Source organism: Pantoea sp. EKM101V, from assembly GCF_011800325.1.
GTDB lineage: Bacteria > Pseudomonadota > Gammaproteobacteria > Enterobacterales > Enterobacteriaceae > Pantoea > Pantoea anthophila.
This window is the reverse complement of record NZ_JAALFP010000003.1, coordinates 284,182-297,703: the sequence shown is the minus strand read 5'-3', so window position 1 is coordinate 297,703 and position 13,522 is coordinate 284,182. Positions and strand designations below refer to the sequence as shown.

Below are 13,522 nucleotides of genomic sequence, written 5' to 3'. Positions count from 1 at the left end.
GTCACTCAGGCCGGGTTGCCCCGGCGGCGGGGAAAAATTATTTCTTCAGACGCGCCTGGGCATCTTTCAGTGCGGCGTCAACGCTCTGACGACCGCCCAGGGCATTCAGCGTGGCGGTGCGCATCGCGTACCAGAATGCGGCCATCTGCGGGATATTCGGCATGATGTCACCCTGACGGGCATTGGTCATGGTGGCGGCGATACGGGAATCTTTCTCCAGCGTCTGCTGGAACGATTTCAGCGCCACCGCGCCCAGCGGCTTATCTTTATTGACCGCATCCAGGCCGGCGTCGGTCAGCAGGTAGTTCTCCAGGAACTCTTTCGCCAGCTCTTTATTGGGACTGGCAGCATTGATCCCGGCACTCAGCACACCAACAAACGCCTTAGAGGGTTTACCGTTCAGCGTTGGCAGCGTGGTCACGCCATAATCGATCCCGCTCTTGTCGATGTTGCTCCATGCCCAGGGGCCGTTGATCGTCATCGCGGTTTCCCCTTTGTTAAAGGCCGCCTCGGCAATCGAATAATCGGTATCCGCATTCAGGGTTTTGGCTTTGACCTGATCGACCAGGAACTGCATCCCGGCTTTCGCGCCCGCGTTATCCACGCCGACATCCTTCACGTCATAGCGCCCGTCGGTCAGCTTAAAGGCGTAGGCTCCGCCAGCGGCCAGCAGTGGCCAGGTGAAGTAGGGTTCCTGCAGGTTGAACATAATGGCGCTTTTGCCCTTAGCGCGCAGTTGCTTATTGAGACCGGCCATCTCTTCCCAGGTTTTTGGCGGATTGGGCAGCAGCTTTTTGTTGTAGATCAGCGAGAGTGACTCGACCGAGATCGGATAGCCAATCAGCTTGCCGTCAAAGCGAACCGCATCCCAGGTGAAGGGGAAAATCTTCTGCTGGAAGCTGGCGTCCGGGCTGATTTCCGCCAGCAGGCCCGACTGCGCATAGCCGCCAAACCGGTCATGCGCCCAGAAGATAATGTCCGGACCATCGCCCGTCGCCGCTACCTGCGGATACTTCTCTTCCATTTTGTCAGGATGTTCAACGGTGACTTTGATGCCGGTCTCCTGCTCAAATTTCTTACCCACTTCAGCAAGACCGTTATAGCCCTTGTCTCCGTTGATCCAGATGACCAGTTTACCTTCCTCAATCTTTGCCATCGCGCTGGCCGAAAAGAGCACGGCAGAGAGGGCCGAGAGGGCCAGAATTCTTGCTCCGGTTTTCATCGTCATAAATTCATCCTGTTAGCGGAAGTGGTGAAGACTCTGTCGGCATCATTGTGCGTATCCACACCGGCATCTCATCCTCCTCTGCTCTACGCCCCGCCGCCCATCACTGTGATCGCGCTGGCAAAAAGCGTCCGGAGCGGGAGATGGCGCGGCAAAAAATCGTGCAGGTCTGCGTGAACGATCACAAAAAACCGCGGCGGCGCGCTGGCTGCCTCGTCTGCCACGGTTTCTCCTCCTCCCGTCTCCTCCCCCAGTGGATTGCGCTGCGGTGGAGGATGTGACCGCCAGTTTCCTCTCGCATAGTGAGCCCCGGAACCCGTCTGCCGCTGAGCAGACACGAATGTGCAGCTAAGAGGGAAGGGATCATGGCGAGCGTTGTGCTACGCAATGTCACAAAAGCCTGGGGCGAAACGGTGGTGTCGAAAGAGATCGATCTCACCATTCGTGAAGGGGAATTTGTTGTTTTCGTCGGCCCGTCGGGCTGTGGCAAATCGACGCTGCTGCGCATGATTGCCGGACTGGAAACCATCACCAGCGGCGAGCTGCTCATTGGCGACCGGCGCATGAATGAGGTGCCGCCTGCCGAGCGCGGCATCGGCATGGTGTTTCAGTCTTATGCGCTCTATCCGCACCTGTCCGTAGCGGAAAACATGTCTTTTGGCCTGAAACTGGCCGGGGTAAAAAAGGCCGAAATCCATCAGCGGGTCAATCAGGTGGCCGAAATTCTGCAGCTGGCGCACCTGCTTGATCGCCGGCCAAAAGCCCTCTCGGGAGGGCAGCGTCAGCGCGTCGCCATCGGCCGCACGCTGGTGGCGGAACCGCGCGTCTTCCTGCTGGATGAACCGCTGTCCAACCTCGACGCAGCCCTGCGCGTTCAGATGCGCATTGAGATCTCTCGTCTGCATAAGCGCCTGAAGCGCACCATGATTTACGTGACCCACGATCAGATCGAAGCGATGACCCTGGCTGACAAAATTGTGGTGCTCGATGCCGGGCGCATCGCGCAGGTCGGCAAGCCGCTGGAGCTCTATCACTATCCCGCCAACCGCTTTGTCGCCGGATTTATCGGCTCACCCAAAATGAATTTCCTGCCGGTCAAAGTGACCGCCACCGCCCTCGATCAGGTTCAGGTCCGTCTGCCGAATCAGCAGCTGGTCTGGCTGCCGGTTGACAGCGCCGGCGTACTGGTCGGCAGCAATATGTCACTGGGCATTCGCCCGGAACATCTGCTCTCCAGCGATATCGCCGACGTCACCCTTGAAGGGGAAGTGCAGGTGGTGGAACAGCTGGGGCATGAAACACAGATCCACATCGAGATTCCCGCAATCCGTCAGAACCTGGTCTACCGCCAGGAGGACGTCGTGCTGGTAAAAGAGGGCGCGATCCTGGCGATTGGCCTGCCGCCCGAGCGTTGTCACCTGTTCCGCGAGGACGGGAGCGCGTGCCGCAGGCTGTACCAGGAGCCGGGTGTGTAGCCCTGCCAAAACAATAAAAGCCATGACCTCAGGAGATAGAAAATGTTAACTCTGCGCAAACTTCCCCTTGCCGTTGCCGTCGCGGTGAGCACGCTCTCCGCCCCGACGATGGCGGTCGATTTCACCGGCTATGCCCGTTCCGGCATCGGCTGGACGGGCAGCGGTGGCGAACAGCAATGTTTTCAGGCCACCGGTGCTCAAAGTAAATACCGTCTGGGTAACGAATGTGAAACCTACGCCGAACTGAAATTAGGCCAGGAAGTGTGGAAAGAGGGCGACAAAAGCTTCTATTTCGACACCAACGTGGCTTACTCCGTAGCCCAGCAGAACGACTGGGAAGCCACCTCACCGGCATTCCGTGAAGCCAACGTAAAAGGAAAAAACCTGATCGATGCGCTGCCAGGATCGACCCTCTGGGCCGGTAAGCGTTTCTATCAGCGTCATGACGTTCATATGATCGACTTCTACTACTGGGATATCTCCGGACCGGGTGCCGGTCTGGAAGATGTCGATCTCGGCTTCGGTAAGCTCTCCTTCGCGGCAACCCGCTCCTCGGAAGCGGGCGGCTCTTACACCTTCTCCAGCGATCGTATCCGTGACTTCGCCACCAGCACCGCGAATGACGTGTTTGATGTGCGCCTGGCGGGTCTGGAAACCAACCCGGATGGCGTGCTGGAGCTGGGGGTCGATTACGGTCGTGCCAATACCCGTGACGACTATCGTCTGGAAGATGGCGCCTCAAAAGATGGCTGGATGTTCACCGCCGAACATACCCAGAGCATGCTCAAGGGCTACAACAAGTTTGTACTGCAGTACGCCACCGACGCGATGACCTCGCAGGGCAAAGGGGTGCCGCAGGGCACCAGTCTCAATAACAACGGGGACATGTACCGCATCCTCGACCACGGGGCGATCTCGCTGGCAGAACGCTGGGACCTGATGTACGTCGCCATGTATCAGAACATCGATCTGGATAACGACCGTGGCACCGAGTGGTACACCGTCGGCGTGCGTCCGATGTACAAATGGACGCCGATCATGAGTACGTTGCTGGAACTGGGCTATGACAATGTGAAGTCACAGCAGGCCAGCGAGCGCAACGGCCAGTACAAAGTGACGCTGGCACAGCAGTGGCAGGCGGGTGACAGCATCTGGTCACGTCCGGCGCTGCGTCTGTTCGCTACCTATGCCAAATGGGATGAGAAGTGGGGCTACAACAAAGACAGCGCCGGCGATCTCACCACCTTCGCCTCGGCTGACTCTACCGGCAACGGCATCCTGACCAACAGCCGCGGTAATAACGATGAATTTACCTTCGGCGCGCAGATGGAAATCTGGTGGTAAACCCGCACCGTTTCTGACGGGCGTGCCTGCACGCCTGATGAATCTCTCTGGTCGCGGTGTGCCATTGCCTGGTGCATGCCGCGACCTGTAATAAGGTACGCATAATGAAAATGAAAAAGACGCTGACCGCACTCTGCCTGAGTGCAGCATTACTGGCCGGACAGAGCCTGCCCGCCCTGGCGGACGTCAACCTGGTGCCGCAGGATCTCACCTCCGCCCCGGTTGTCCCTGCTGAAACCCTGCAACACCTGAGCTGGCAGCCGCTGGCCGCCTCACAGACCCAGACGACCAGACTCGCCAGCAGCGGGCAGACGCTCAACGCACCGCACATTGCCGGACCGGTGGCGGCCTACAGCCTGCCAGCGAATATCGGCGAACTGACGCTGACGCTGAGCAGTGAAGTAGCCAACGGGCAGGTTTTTGCGCCTAACGTGCTGGTACTGGATGAAACTCTGCGGCCCGCCGCCTGGTTCCCCAGCCGCTACTTTACCTACCAGAAGCCAGGCGTGATGGCGGCAGACCGGCTGGAAGGGGTGATGAAACTGACCCCGGCGCTGGGCCAGCAAAAAATTTACCTGCTGGTGTTCACCACCGACAGCGATCTGACCCAGACCACCACCCTGCTCGATCCGGCTAAAGCCTACGCGCAGGGCACCGGCCATGCTGTGCCGGACATCCCCGACCCTATCGCCAGCCACAGCCGGGAGGGCACCCTCAAACTGAAAATGCAGACCAGTTCCGGCTCCTCCATTCTGGTCGGGCCGCTGTTTGGATCGTCCGGTCCCGGCCCGGTCACCGTCGGTAACACCGCGCCTGCGCCCGCTTATCGTTCAACCCCTGCCGCCACGGCCGCGCCTTTGCCAGCGACGAAAACAGCGGCAGAACCGATCATGAGTGACACTGAGAGCTACTTTAATCAGCAGATCACTCAGGCGATTAACAGCGGCAATATCGACAAAGCGCTGAAGCTGCTGAATGAAGCTGAACGGCTGGGTTCTACCTCCGCCCGGCAAACCTTTATCCGTGGTGTTAAAGGCAAGGGGTGAAACCGCCCCGACACCAGGGATGTTGTCCCATCTGGTGCGCTCCGGCGCACCTTTTTTTGGATTGAAATAATGTTGAATGAGGGAGAGATATGACCTGTGAGCGGATTCAGTGACAGAGATGTCAGGAGAAAGAGCCGTTGTCTGCCATTAAGGTTAAAGCGTTATTCATGCAATACAGCGCGGTCATCCCTGATCCGCGCTGATTTCAGCTTTCCTGATTCATGCTGACTGCTTCCGTCGCGCCGTCAGATCCCGCAACAGTGCACGGGTTTCCGCATCACTGAACAGCGCCTCCAGCGTGACGCTCAGCTTGCGTCGCCAGTTCGGGTATTCATCGCTGGTGCCGGGGATATTGACCGGCGTGGCCATATCCAGCCAGTCCTCCGGTTGCAGACCCAGCAGGGCGCTGTGACTGTCCGCCAGATAGCGCTGCATCGCCCGGTTCAGCGCCTTGCTCATCCCGGTACGTCCGGCAGACCGTCCGGCCCGTTTCGGCAGGGCGCCCACCTGATGCAGGCTGTTCAGCAGCGCCTGCTTTGCCCGCAGCCGATCCTGATACAGCCCGGCCAGCACCACCTTGTCCGGGTAGAGGCCCAGCCGGGCACCCGTGGTCAGATCGTCGCTTTGCCACCAGCCGCGCAGCGTCGGGAGATCATGGGTGGTCGCGACGGCCATCGCCTGCCGCGGCCAGGCGGCGGGTGGACGGAATCCCGACGGGGAGGTCTGTTCAAACCAGAGCACTTTATAGGAGTAAACACCGCCATCCCGCAGCTTATCGACAATCGCCTCCGGCACCGTGCCGAGATCTTCCCCAATCACCATGCAGCGATGCCGCTGGCTCTCCAGCGCCAGAATCGCCAGCAGATCGTCGATGGGATAGTGAACATAGGCTCCGTGCATCGCCGGTTCCCCGGCCGGTATCCACCAGAGTCGCATCAGCGCCATCACGTGATCGATGCGCAGTGCGCCGCAGTGGCGCATATTCGCGCGCAGCAGGGCAATCCACGGCTCCCAGGCGCGCTGCTGCATGACCTGCGGGTCCATCGGCGGCAGTCCCCAGTCCTGACCGCGCGGGCCGAGGATATCGGGCGGGGCTCCGATGCTGGCCTCCATGCAGTAGAGGTCGCGATCGCTCCACGTCTCGGCTCCTCCTTTGGCCACCCCGACCGCCAGATCGCGGTAGAGGCCGATGGGCATTGCCTGCTGCTGGCAGCCGTGCCAGCAGTCAGCAAACTGCTGCGCGGCCAGCCACTGCAGCCAGAGCCAGAAACGCACCTGATCGGCATGCTGCTGCAGAAAGGTCTTCACCGCCGGGCTGGCAGGGTCCTGCAACGCCTCCGGCCACATCGGCCAGCCCCAGCGCTGACTATCCTGCGCAATCTGATCGGCGTGCAGGGCATCAAACAGCGCCTGATGCTGCAGACTGACGCCACCCTCTTTGATAAAGGCGTGGAATGCCTGCACCTCAGGATCGGTGGCCTCACGCCGGCTGAACTGCGGCCATGCCAGGCTCAGCGCCGTGATTTTCAGGCGGGTGACCGCCGCATAGTCGACCCACTCCGCGGCGCGCGCCTGCGTCAGCGCCTGCTGTGTCTCCGGCTGCTGCCACCAGGCCTGGGCGGCGCTGCTCTGCCGGAAGTCACTGACCGCATTCACATCGATATAGAGGACATTGAGCCAGCGCCGGGAGGAGGGGCTGTAGGGACTGGCACTCTCCGGGCTGGAGGGAAACAGCGCGTGAATGGGATTCAGCCCGATAAACGCGCCGCCGCGTGCCGCGACAGCGGGCAGCATCCGGCGCAGATCGCCAAAGTCGCCAATGCCCCAGTTCTCCGCCGAACGTAATGTATAGAGCTGCACACAGGCTCCCCACAGCGATTCCCCCGCCTGCAACGCTGGTGGCTCATAGCAGCGGGGCGGAGCAATGATGATTCGGCACGACCACTGCCGGGCACCCTGCTGCAGCGTCAGCTGATGGTAGCCCTCCGGCAGCGGCGGCAGATGCAGCGGCTGAGCGGGATGACAGCGACCCGAAGTGACTTCTCCCGCCTCACGGGTGAGTTGCCACTGCGCATCCTGCGTCAGCTGAGGGGAGAGGCTCAGCAGATCGCCGCTGCGAAAGATCACCACCGGCGGCAGCGGCGTGCTCTGCTGACGCGGTGGCTGCATCACCGCCAGCAGACGCTGGCGGGTCAGGGCCGGGATCGCCTGCGGTCTGCCGTGGGCGTTAATATATTCCGCAGCGATACCCGCCACGGAAAAATCATCCTTAACCGGATTCGTTTTCATGGCGTTCCTCAGCGTTTCGCTTGCCAGATGCGCTGCTGGTAATCGCGGATAGCGCGGTCGGCGCTGAACATCCCGCAGCGCGCGGTATTCAGGATAGTGGCACGGGTCCAGGCGTCCTGATCGCTCCAGAGGGCTTCCACCTGCGCCTGGGCCTCCAGATAGGGCTGAAAGTCGGCCAGCACCAGATAGGGGTCGCCACCCTCCGGGCCAAGACTGTGCAGCATCGCGTCAAAGGCGTGACGATCGCCCTGGCTGAAGGTGCCATCCTCCAGCGCCTGCAGCACCTGGTTAAGCTGCGGATCTTTTTTACGCCACAGAGCGGGATCATATCCGCCAGCTTTTAAGGCCACGACCTGTTCAACGGTATGCCCAAAGATAAAGATGTTGTCACTGCCAACCTGTTCAGCGATCTCAACGTTTGCGCCGTCGAGGGTGCCGATGGTCAGGGCACCGTTCAGCGCCAGTTTCATGTTACCGGTGCCGGAAGCCTCTTTGCCGGCGGTCGAGATCTGCTCGGAGAGATCGGCGGCCGGGATCAGCCGTTCCGCGACGGAGACGTTGTAGTCGGGGATAAAGACCACCTTCAGACGGTTGCCGATGCGGGGATCGTGATTGATCACCTCAGCCACTTTATTGATGGCATAGATGATGTTCTTCGCCAGGGCGTAACCCGGCGCGGCTTTGGCGCCAAACAGCACTACGCGCGGCACACGATTCGCCTGCGGATCGATCACCAGCGTCTGCCACAGCGCGATGATATGCAGCAGGCTCAGATGCTGGCGTTTGTACTCATGCAGGCGCTTAATCTGCACGTCGAACAGCGCCGTGGGATCGATCGCAATGCCGGTGCGGTTTTTGACCCAGCCGACCAGCGCCTGTTTGTTCTGCTGCTTGATGGCGTGGTATTCGGCGCGGAACGCGGCGTCATCCGCAAAGGCTTCCAGCCCCTGCAGCGCATCCAGATCGTTCAGCCAGGGTGTGTTCAGGGTTCGGGTAATCAGGGCACTTAGCGCCGGGTTGCACTGATTGATCCAGCGACGCGGGGTAATGCCGTTGGTCACGTTGTGAAATTTCTCCGGCCAGAGCTGGTGATACTCCGGGAAGAGATCCTGCACCACCAGTTTCGAATGCAGCGCGGCCACCCCGTTTACCGCAAAACCACTGGTGACGCAGAGGTTCGCCATCCGCAGCTGATTATTGTGGACCAGCGCCAGCTTCGCCCATTTCGCCTCATCCTCCGGCCAGCGTGCTGAGACCACGGCTTTCAGCCGGGCGTTGAGCGTGTTGATGATCATCATATGGCGCGGCAGCAGGCTGCGAACCAGCCGGACATCCCAGCACTCCAGCGCTTCCGGCATCAGCGTGTGGTTGGTGTAGGCAAAGGTGTGGCGGGTAATCTGCCAGGCCTGATCCCAGCTCAGCTGGTGCTCATCCAGCAGCAGACGCATCAGCTCCGGGATCGCCAGCGTAGGGTGGGTATCATTCAGCTGAATGACTTCATGATCGGGCAGGGTTTCAATCGACCGTCCGGCCAGATGATGGCGGCGCAGAATGTCCGCCAGCGCACAGGCGCACTGAAAATATTGCTGCATCAGACGCAGTTTTTTACCGTTCTGATGGTTGTCATTGGGGTAGAGCACCTTCGTCAGTTTTTCAGCGTCGATGCCCTGCTGCTCTGCGCGCAGAAAGTCGCCGTCGTTGAAGCGATTAAGGTTAAACGGCTGAGCGTGTTTCGCCTGCCACAAACGCAGCGGCTGGGTAATGCCATTCCGGTAGCCAACGACCGGCAAATCCCAGGCCTCACCCACCAGTTCAAACGCCGGTTGCCACTGAGGCTGCCCCTCTGTGGTGACCACTTTGCCGCCGAGTCCGACCCGAACGTTAAGCGCCGCGTTATGATTGAACCAGGGGTAACGATCGCGCTGCCACTCATCCGGCGTTTCGTGCTGCGCCCCCTGTTCAAAGCGCTGGCGGAACAGGCCATATTGATAGTTGAGGCCATAGCCGGTTGCAGGCTGGCCCACACTGGCCATAGAGTCGAGAAAGCAGGCGGCCAGCCGACCCAGTCCGCCGTTACCCAGCGCCGGATCGGTCTCATTTTCCAGCACGTCAGTCAGCGAAATATGCCACGCAGAGAGCGCGTCATTAACCGCGTCATACCAGCCCAGATTCAGCAGGTTGTTACCGGTCAGACGGCCAATCAGAAACTCCATCGACAGATAGTTAACGTGGCGCTGTGTTGCGGGTGCCGGGGCGCCTGGCTGTGCGGCCAGCATATCCGCCAGCGCACTGCTGAGGGCCTGCCACCACTGTGATTGCGTCATTTCCTGCGCTTCGCGCAGGCCAAAACGCTGCCACTGACGGGTCAGGGCGGCATTGAACTGAATCGGGTTAAATTCGGGCTGTGTCGTCATGGTTGATCTCCTGGAAAAACAGAAAAAGGGGTCAATATGGCGACAGTGTGCCCGCGCGAAAGCTGGCGCTCCTCCTCCTGAACAGAATTAGCGCAGGAGGATAGGGAGGGTGGAGAGGATGAGGCTAATCCGAAATCGGTTCAGGAGTGTGATAGCGCACACTTTTGTAAAGTTTAATTAATGGGTTTGCTTGCATTCATCTGACGAAATGCTGAACCTGTGTAAGGAATAATTACGAAGCGTAAAATAATGCTGCGCTCGACAAACGGAGATACGCGCGCCCATGTTAATACCCGCTAAACTCAGCCGCCCGGTGCGTCTTGATGGCACCGTCATCCGTGAGCGCCTGCTGCAAAAGCTCACCGCAGCCGGAAACTATCGTCTGGTGCTGGTCACCAGTCCGGCGGGCTACGGCAAAACCACGCTGGTGTCACAGTGGGCGGCGGGGAAAAGCGATCTGGGCTGGGTCTCTCTGGATGAGGGCGACAACCAGCCGGAGCGTTTTGCCGATTACCTGATTGCGGCCCTGCAGCAGGCCACCCACGGTGGCTGTCCGCGCAGCGAACAGCTGGCGCAGAAGCGGCAGTATGTCAATCTTAACGCCCTGTTTTCACAGCTGTTTATCGAGCTGGTGGAGTGGCAACAGCCGCTGTGGCTGATTGTCGATGATTACCACCTCATCACCAATCCGGTGATCCACGATGCGATGCGCTTTTTCCTGCGTCACCAGCCTGAAAATCTGACGCTGATCCTGATGTCGCGCAATCTGCCCCAGCTGGGTATTGCCAACCTGCGGGTGCGCGAGCAACTGATTGAACTGGGCAGTCAGCAGCTGGCGTTTACCCATCAGGAGGCGCGGCAATTCTTCGACTGTCGTCTGGCGGCCCCGCTGGAGAGCGAAGAGAGCAGCCGGTTATGTGACGATGTGGCGGGCTGGGCGACCGCGCTGCAGCTGATTGTGCTGTCGGCGCGGCAGGGAGCCAGTTCGGCTCAGCATTCGGCCCGTCGTCTCTCCGGCATCAATGCCAGCCACCTCTCTGACTATCTGGTGGAGGAGGTCCTGGATCATGTCGATCTCCCCACCCGCCATTTCCTGCTGAAAACCGCGCTGCTGCGCTCCATGAATGATGAACTCATCGCCCGGGTTACCTGCGAAGAGAACGGCCAGATGCGGCTTGAAGAGATCGAGCGTCAGGGGCTGTTCCTGCAGCGCATGGATGATTCCGGCTGCTGGTTCAGTTACCACCCGCTGTTCGGTAATTTCCTGCGGCAGCGCTGTCAGTGGGAGCTGGCGGCGGAGCTGCCCGCGCTGCACCGGGCGGCGGCTGAGAGCTGGATGGCGCAGGGTTTCCCTGGCGAGGCGATTCATCATGCGCTGGCGTCCGGCGACGCCAGCATGCTGCGCGACGTGCTGCTGGAGCACGCCTGGACACTGTTCAATCAGAGTGAGCTGCCGTTGCTGGAGAACTCCCTCAGGGCGCTGCCGTGGGAGATGATGCTGGAGAACCCGATGCTGGTGCTGCTGCAGGCCTGGCTGATGCAGACTCAGCACCGCTTTTCCGAGGTGGACAGCCTGCTGGCACGCTTTGAACAGGCCAGCCGCTGCGAGATTGATGCGGCGCTGCGCGGCGAATTTAATGCATTACGCGCTCAGGTAGCGATTAACGACGGCAACATCGACGAAGCGGAGCGACTGGCAAAAGTGGCGCTCGACACGCTGCCCGGCAATCGTCACTACAGCCGTATTGTGGCGATGTCGGTGCATGGCGAAGTGATGCATTGCAAAGGCGAGCTGGAGGATTCCCTCAAGCTGATGCGTCAGACCGAGCAGCTGGCGCGCCGCGATGAGGTGTGGCACTACGCCCTCTGGAGCCTGATACAGCAGAGCGAAATTCTGTTTGCCCAGGGCTTTTTGCAGGCAGCCTACGAAATCCAGAGTCGCGCCTTTGTGCTGGTGGAAGAGCAGCATCTGGCGCAGTTCCCGCTGCATGAGTTTTTGCTGCGCATTCGCGCTCAGTTGCTGTGGGCCTGGGGACGGCTGGAAGAGGCGGAACAGGCCGCCCGCGACGGCATCAGCGTACTGAACGGTTTTCAGCCGCAGCAGCAGATCCAGTGTCTGGGCCTGCTGGTGCAGTGCTCACTGGCGCGGGGCAATCTGGATAATGCCCGCAGCTACCTGAACCGGCTGGAAAACCTGCTGAACAACGGCAACTGGCACAGCGACTGGATTGCCAATGCCGATAAGGTTCGGGTGATCTACTGGCAGATGACCGGCGACAGTCAGAACGCACGCGACTGGATGCGCCAGACGCCAAAACCTGCCTTTGCCAACAACCATTTTCTGCAGGGGCAGTGGCGCAACATCGCCCGTGCGCAGATCCTGCTGGGCGATGTCAGCCAGGCGGAAGTGGTGCTGGAAGAGCTGAACGAGAATGCCCGCGCCCTGCGCCTGATGAGCGATCTGAACCGCAACCTGCTGCTGCTGAATCAGATCTACTGGCAGACTGAACGCAAAGCGGAGGCGCAGCGTGTGCTGATCGAGGCGCTGAAGCTGGCGCGCAGTACCGGTTTTATCAGTCACTTTGTGATTGAAGGCGAGATGATGGCACAACAGCTGCGGCAGTTGATTCAGCTGAATACCCTGAATGAGCTGGACAGCCATCGCGCCCGCCGCATCCTGCTGGAGATCAATAAATATCACCGTCACAAGTTTGCCCATTTCGATGAGGGGTTTGTCAGCCGGTTGCTCAACCATCCTGACGTGCCGGAGCTGATCCGCACCAGCCCGCTGACACAGCGTGAATGGCAGGTGCTGGGGCTGATCTATTCGGGCTACAGCAACGATCAGATTGCCGGGGAGCTGGCTGTGGCCTCCACCACCATCAAGACCCATATCCGCAATCTCTATCAGAAGCTGGGCGTTTCTCACCGCAGTGAAGCGATGAACCAGGTGCAGTCGCTGCTCAAAATGATGGGCTATGTCTGACGTCTGACGCGATGTCCGTCTCCCGAACAGCATCGCGTCACGATCCCGGTGACAGAAAGACAATATAGTTTTCCACCACCCTGTTTAATTATTCATCCGGTACAATTCTTATTAACGCTGTGTTAATATTCCGGCGCTTATTCAGGCGTCCTGCCGAGCGATCTATTTCCGGGAACGCAGTATGACCGTAAAATATCCTTTTTATCTGAATGCCTGTTTGCTGCATTCCCTGCGCCCTGTCTGCAGAAGCGTCCTGACACTCATTATTCTGCTGCTGCTCATTCCTCATCTGGCTTATGGCGAAATACGGGATGGCAAAGCCAACCGTATCGTCAGCGGAATTATCAGCTTCAGCCACTGGCCCGGCCTGAACAGTCCGCCCCAGTTATGTGTCTTTTCATCGGCACGGCATCTCTCCCTGCCGGAAAATAGTACTTCGCCTGCTGCAACCTTTACCGTTGTCTATATAGCGACTGTCAGCCAGCTTACGACGCGCCGGTGCGATGCACTCTATTTTGGCGCGGAAAACTCGCAGCAGCAGGCAAAAACTATTCAGCAGCTACAGGGCAGAGCGGTGCTTACCCTTGCAGAGAGCAGCCCGGAGTGCACCGTGGGGGCCGCTTTTTGCCTGATATTTCAACCGGACCGAACGCTTTTTTCCGTTAACCTTGACTCACTTGCCAGAAGTGGCGTCAGGGTGAGTCCGGATGTGCTTTTGCTCTCCCGCCAGAGAGTCGAATAAT

At 59.6% G+C, this 13,522-nt stretch carries 9 protein-coding genes; 5 read left to right on the top strand and 4 right to left on the bottom strand.

Annotation, left to right across the window (positions count from 1 at the left end; translation table 11 throughout):
* Positions 1 to 37: 37 nt before the first annotated feature.
* Entirely contained in the window at positions 38 to 1,228 is a 1,191-nt protein-coding gene (malE, locus tag HFD92_RS07570) for a maltose/maltodextrin ABC transporter substrate-binding protein MalE (RefSeq protein WP_167428659.1), read from the bottom strand.
* A gap of 362 nt (positions 1,229 to 1,590) precedes the next feature.
* Here malE and malK point away from each other — a divergent pair, with 362 nt between their 5' ends.
* From malK to malM, 3 genes are all read left to right on the top strand, one after another.
* Positions 1,591 to 2,700, top strand: coding sequence for a maltose/maltodextrin ABC transporter ATP-binding protein MalK (gene malK, locus HFD92_RS07565; protein WP_009093048.1), 1,110 nt, complete (start codon positions 1,591 to 1,593; stop codon positions 2,698 to 2,700).
* A gap of 42 nt (positions 2,701 to 2,742) precedes the next feature.
* Positions 2,743 to 4,044, top strand: coding sequence for a maltoporin (locus HFD92_RS07560; RefSeq protein WP_167428658.1), 1,302 nt, complete (start codon positions 2,743 to 2,745; stop codon positions 4,042 to 4,044).
* A 104-nt stretch (positions 4,045 to 4,148) separates the two neighbouring features.
* The gene (gene malM, locus HFD92_RS07555) at positions 4,149 to 5,090 is read left to right on the top strand and encodes a maltose operon protein MalM (protein WP_167428657.1); all 942 of its coding nucleotides are present in this window, start codon (positions 4,149 to 4,151) and stop codon (positions 5,088 to 5,090) included.
* A 219-nt stretch (positions 5,091 to 5,309) separates the two neighbouring features.
* Here the strand turns inward: malM and malQ are convergent, their stop codons facing one another.
* Together malQ and malP are read right to left on the bottom strand one after the other, a co-directional pair.
* Positions 5,310 to 7,379: a 4-alpha-glucanotransferase gene (gene malQ / locus HFD92_RS07550; protein ID WP_167428656.1), complete on the bottom strand. Its 2,070-nt coding sequence runs from the start codon at positions 7,377 to 7,379 to the stop codon at positions 5,310 to 5,312.
* 8 nt (positions 7,380 to 7,387) lie between these two features.
* Complete coding sequence (malP, locus tag HFD92_RS07545; protein ID WP_167428655.1) at positions 7,388 to 9,793, bottom strand: maltodextrin phosphorylase; 2,406 nt, start codon at positions 9,791 to 9,793, stop codon at positions 7,388 to 7,390.
* A 283-nt stretch (positions 9,794 to 10,076) separates the two neighbouring features.
* Between malP and malT the strand changes: the two genes are divergently transcribed.
* A complete protein-coding gene (malT, locus tag HFD92_RS07540) occupies positions 10,077 to 12,779 on the top strand; it encodes an HTH-type transcriptional regulator MalT (protein ID WP_009093041.1) in 2,703 nt (900 codons plus the stop codon).
* Between the two features lie 88 nt (positions 12,780 to 12,867).
* On the opposite strand, the gene HFD92_RS21775 is transcribed toward malT, so the two are convergent.
* The gene (locus HFD92_RS21775; protein ID WP_255461712.1) at positions 12,868 to 13,137 is read right to left on the bottom strand and encodes a hypothetical protein; all 270 of its coding nucleotides are present in this window, start codon (positions 13,135 to 13,137) and stop codon (positions 12,868 to 12,870) included.
* On the opposite strand from HFD92_RS21775, the gene HFD92_RS07535 reads away from it, so the two are divergent.
* Complete coding sequence (locus HFD92_RS07535; RefSeq protein ID WP_255461711.1) at positions 13,033 to 13,521, top strand: YfiR family protein; 489 nt, start codon at positions 13,033 to 13,035, stop codon at positions 13,519 to 13,521. The genes HFD92_RS21775 and HFD92_RS07535 overlap by 105 nt on opposite strands.
* The last annotated feature ends 1 nt before the right edge of the window (position 13,522 follow it).

What these genes read in the sequence shown, in the direction of transcription:
- malE (WP_167428659.1), bottom strand. Translation starts at nt 1,228, where the DNA reads ATGACGATGAAAACCGGAGCAAGAATTCTGGCCCTCTCGGCCCTCTCT.
- malK (WP_009093048.1), top strand. Translation starts at nt 1,591, where the DNA reads ATGGCGAGCGTTGTGCTACGCAATGTCACAAAAGCCTGGGGCGAAACG.
- HFD92_RS07560 (WP_167428658.1), top strand. Translation starts at nt 2,743, where the DNA reads ATGTTAACTCTGCGCAAACTTCCCCTTGCCGTTGCCGTCGCGGTGAGC.
- malM (WP_167428657.1), top strand. Translation starts at nt 4,149, where the DNA reads ATGAAAATGAAAAAGACGCTGACCGCACTCTGCCTGAGTGCAGCATTA.
- malQ (WP_167428656.1), bottom strand. Translation starts at nt 7,379, where the DNA reads ATGAAAACGAATCCGGTTAAGGATGATTTTTCCGTGGCGGGTATCGCT.
- malP (WP_167428655.1), bottom strand. Translation starts at nt 9,793, where the DNA reads ATGACGACACAGCCCGAATTTAACCCGATTCAGTTCAATGCCGCCCTG.
- malT (WP_009093041.1), top strand. Translation starts at nt 10,077, where the DNA reads ATGTTAATACCCGCTAAACTCAGCCGCCCGGTGCGTCTTGATGGCACC.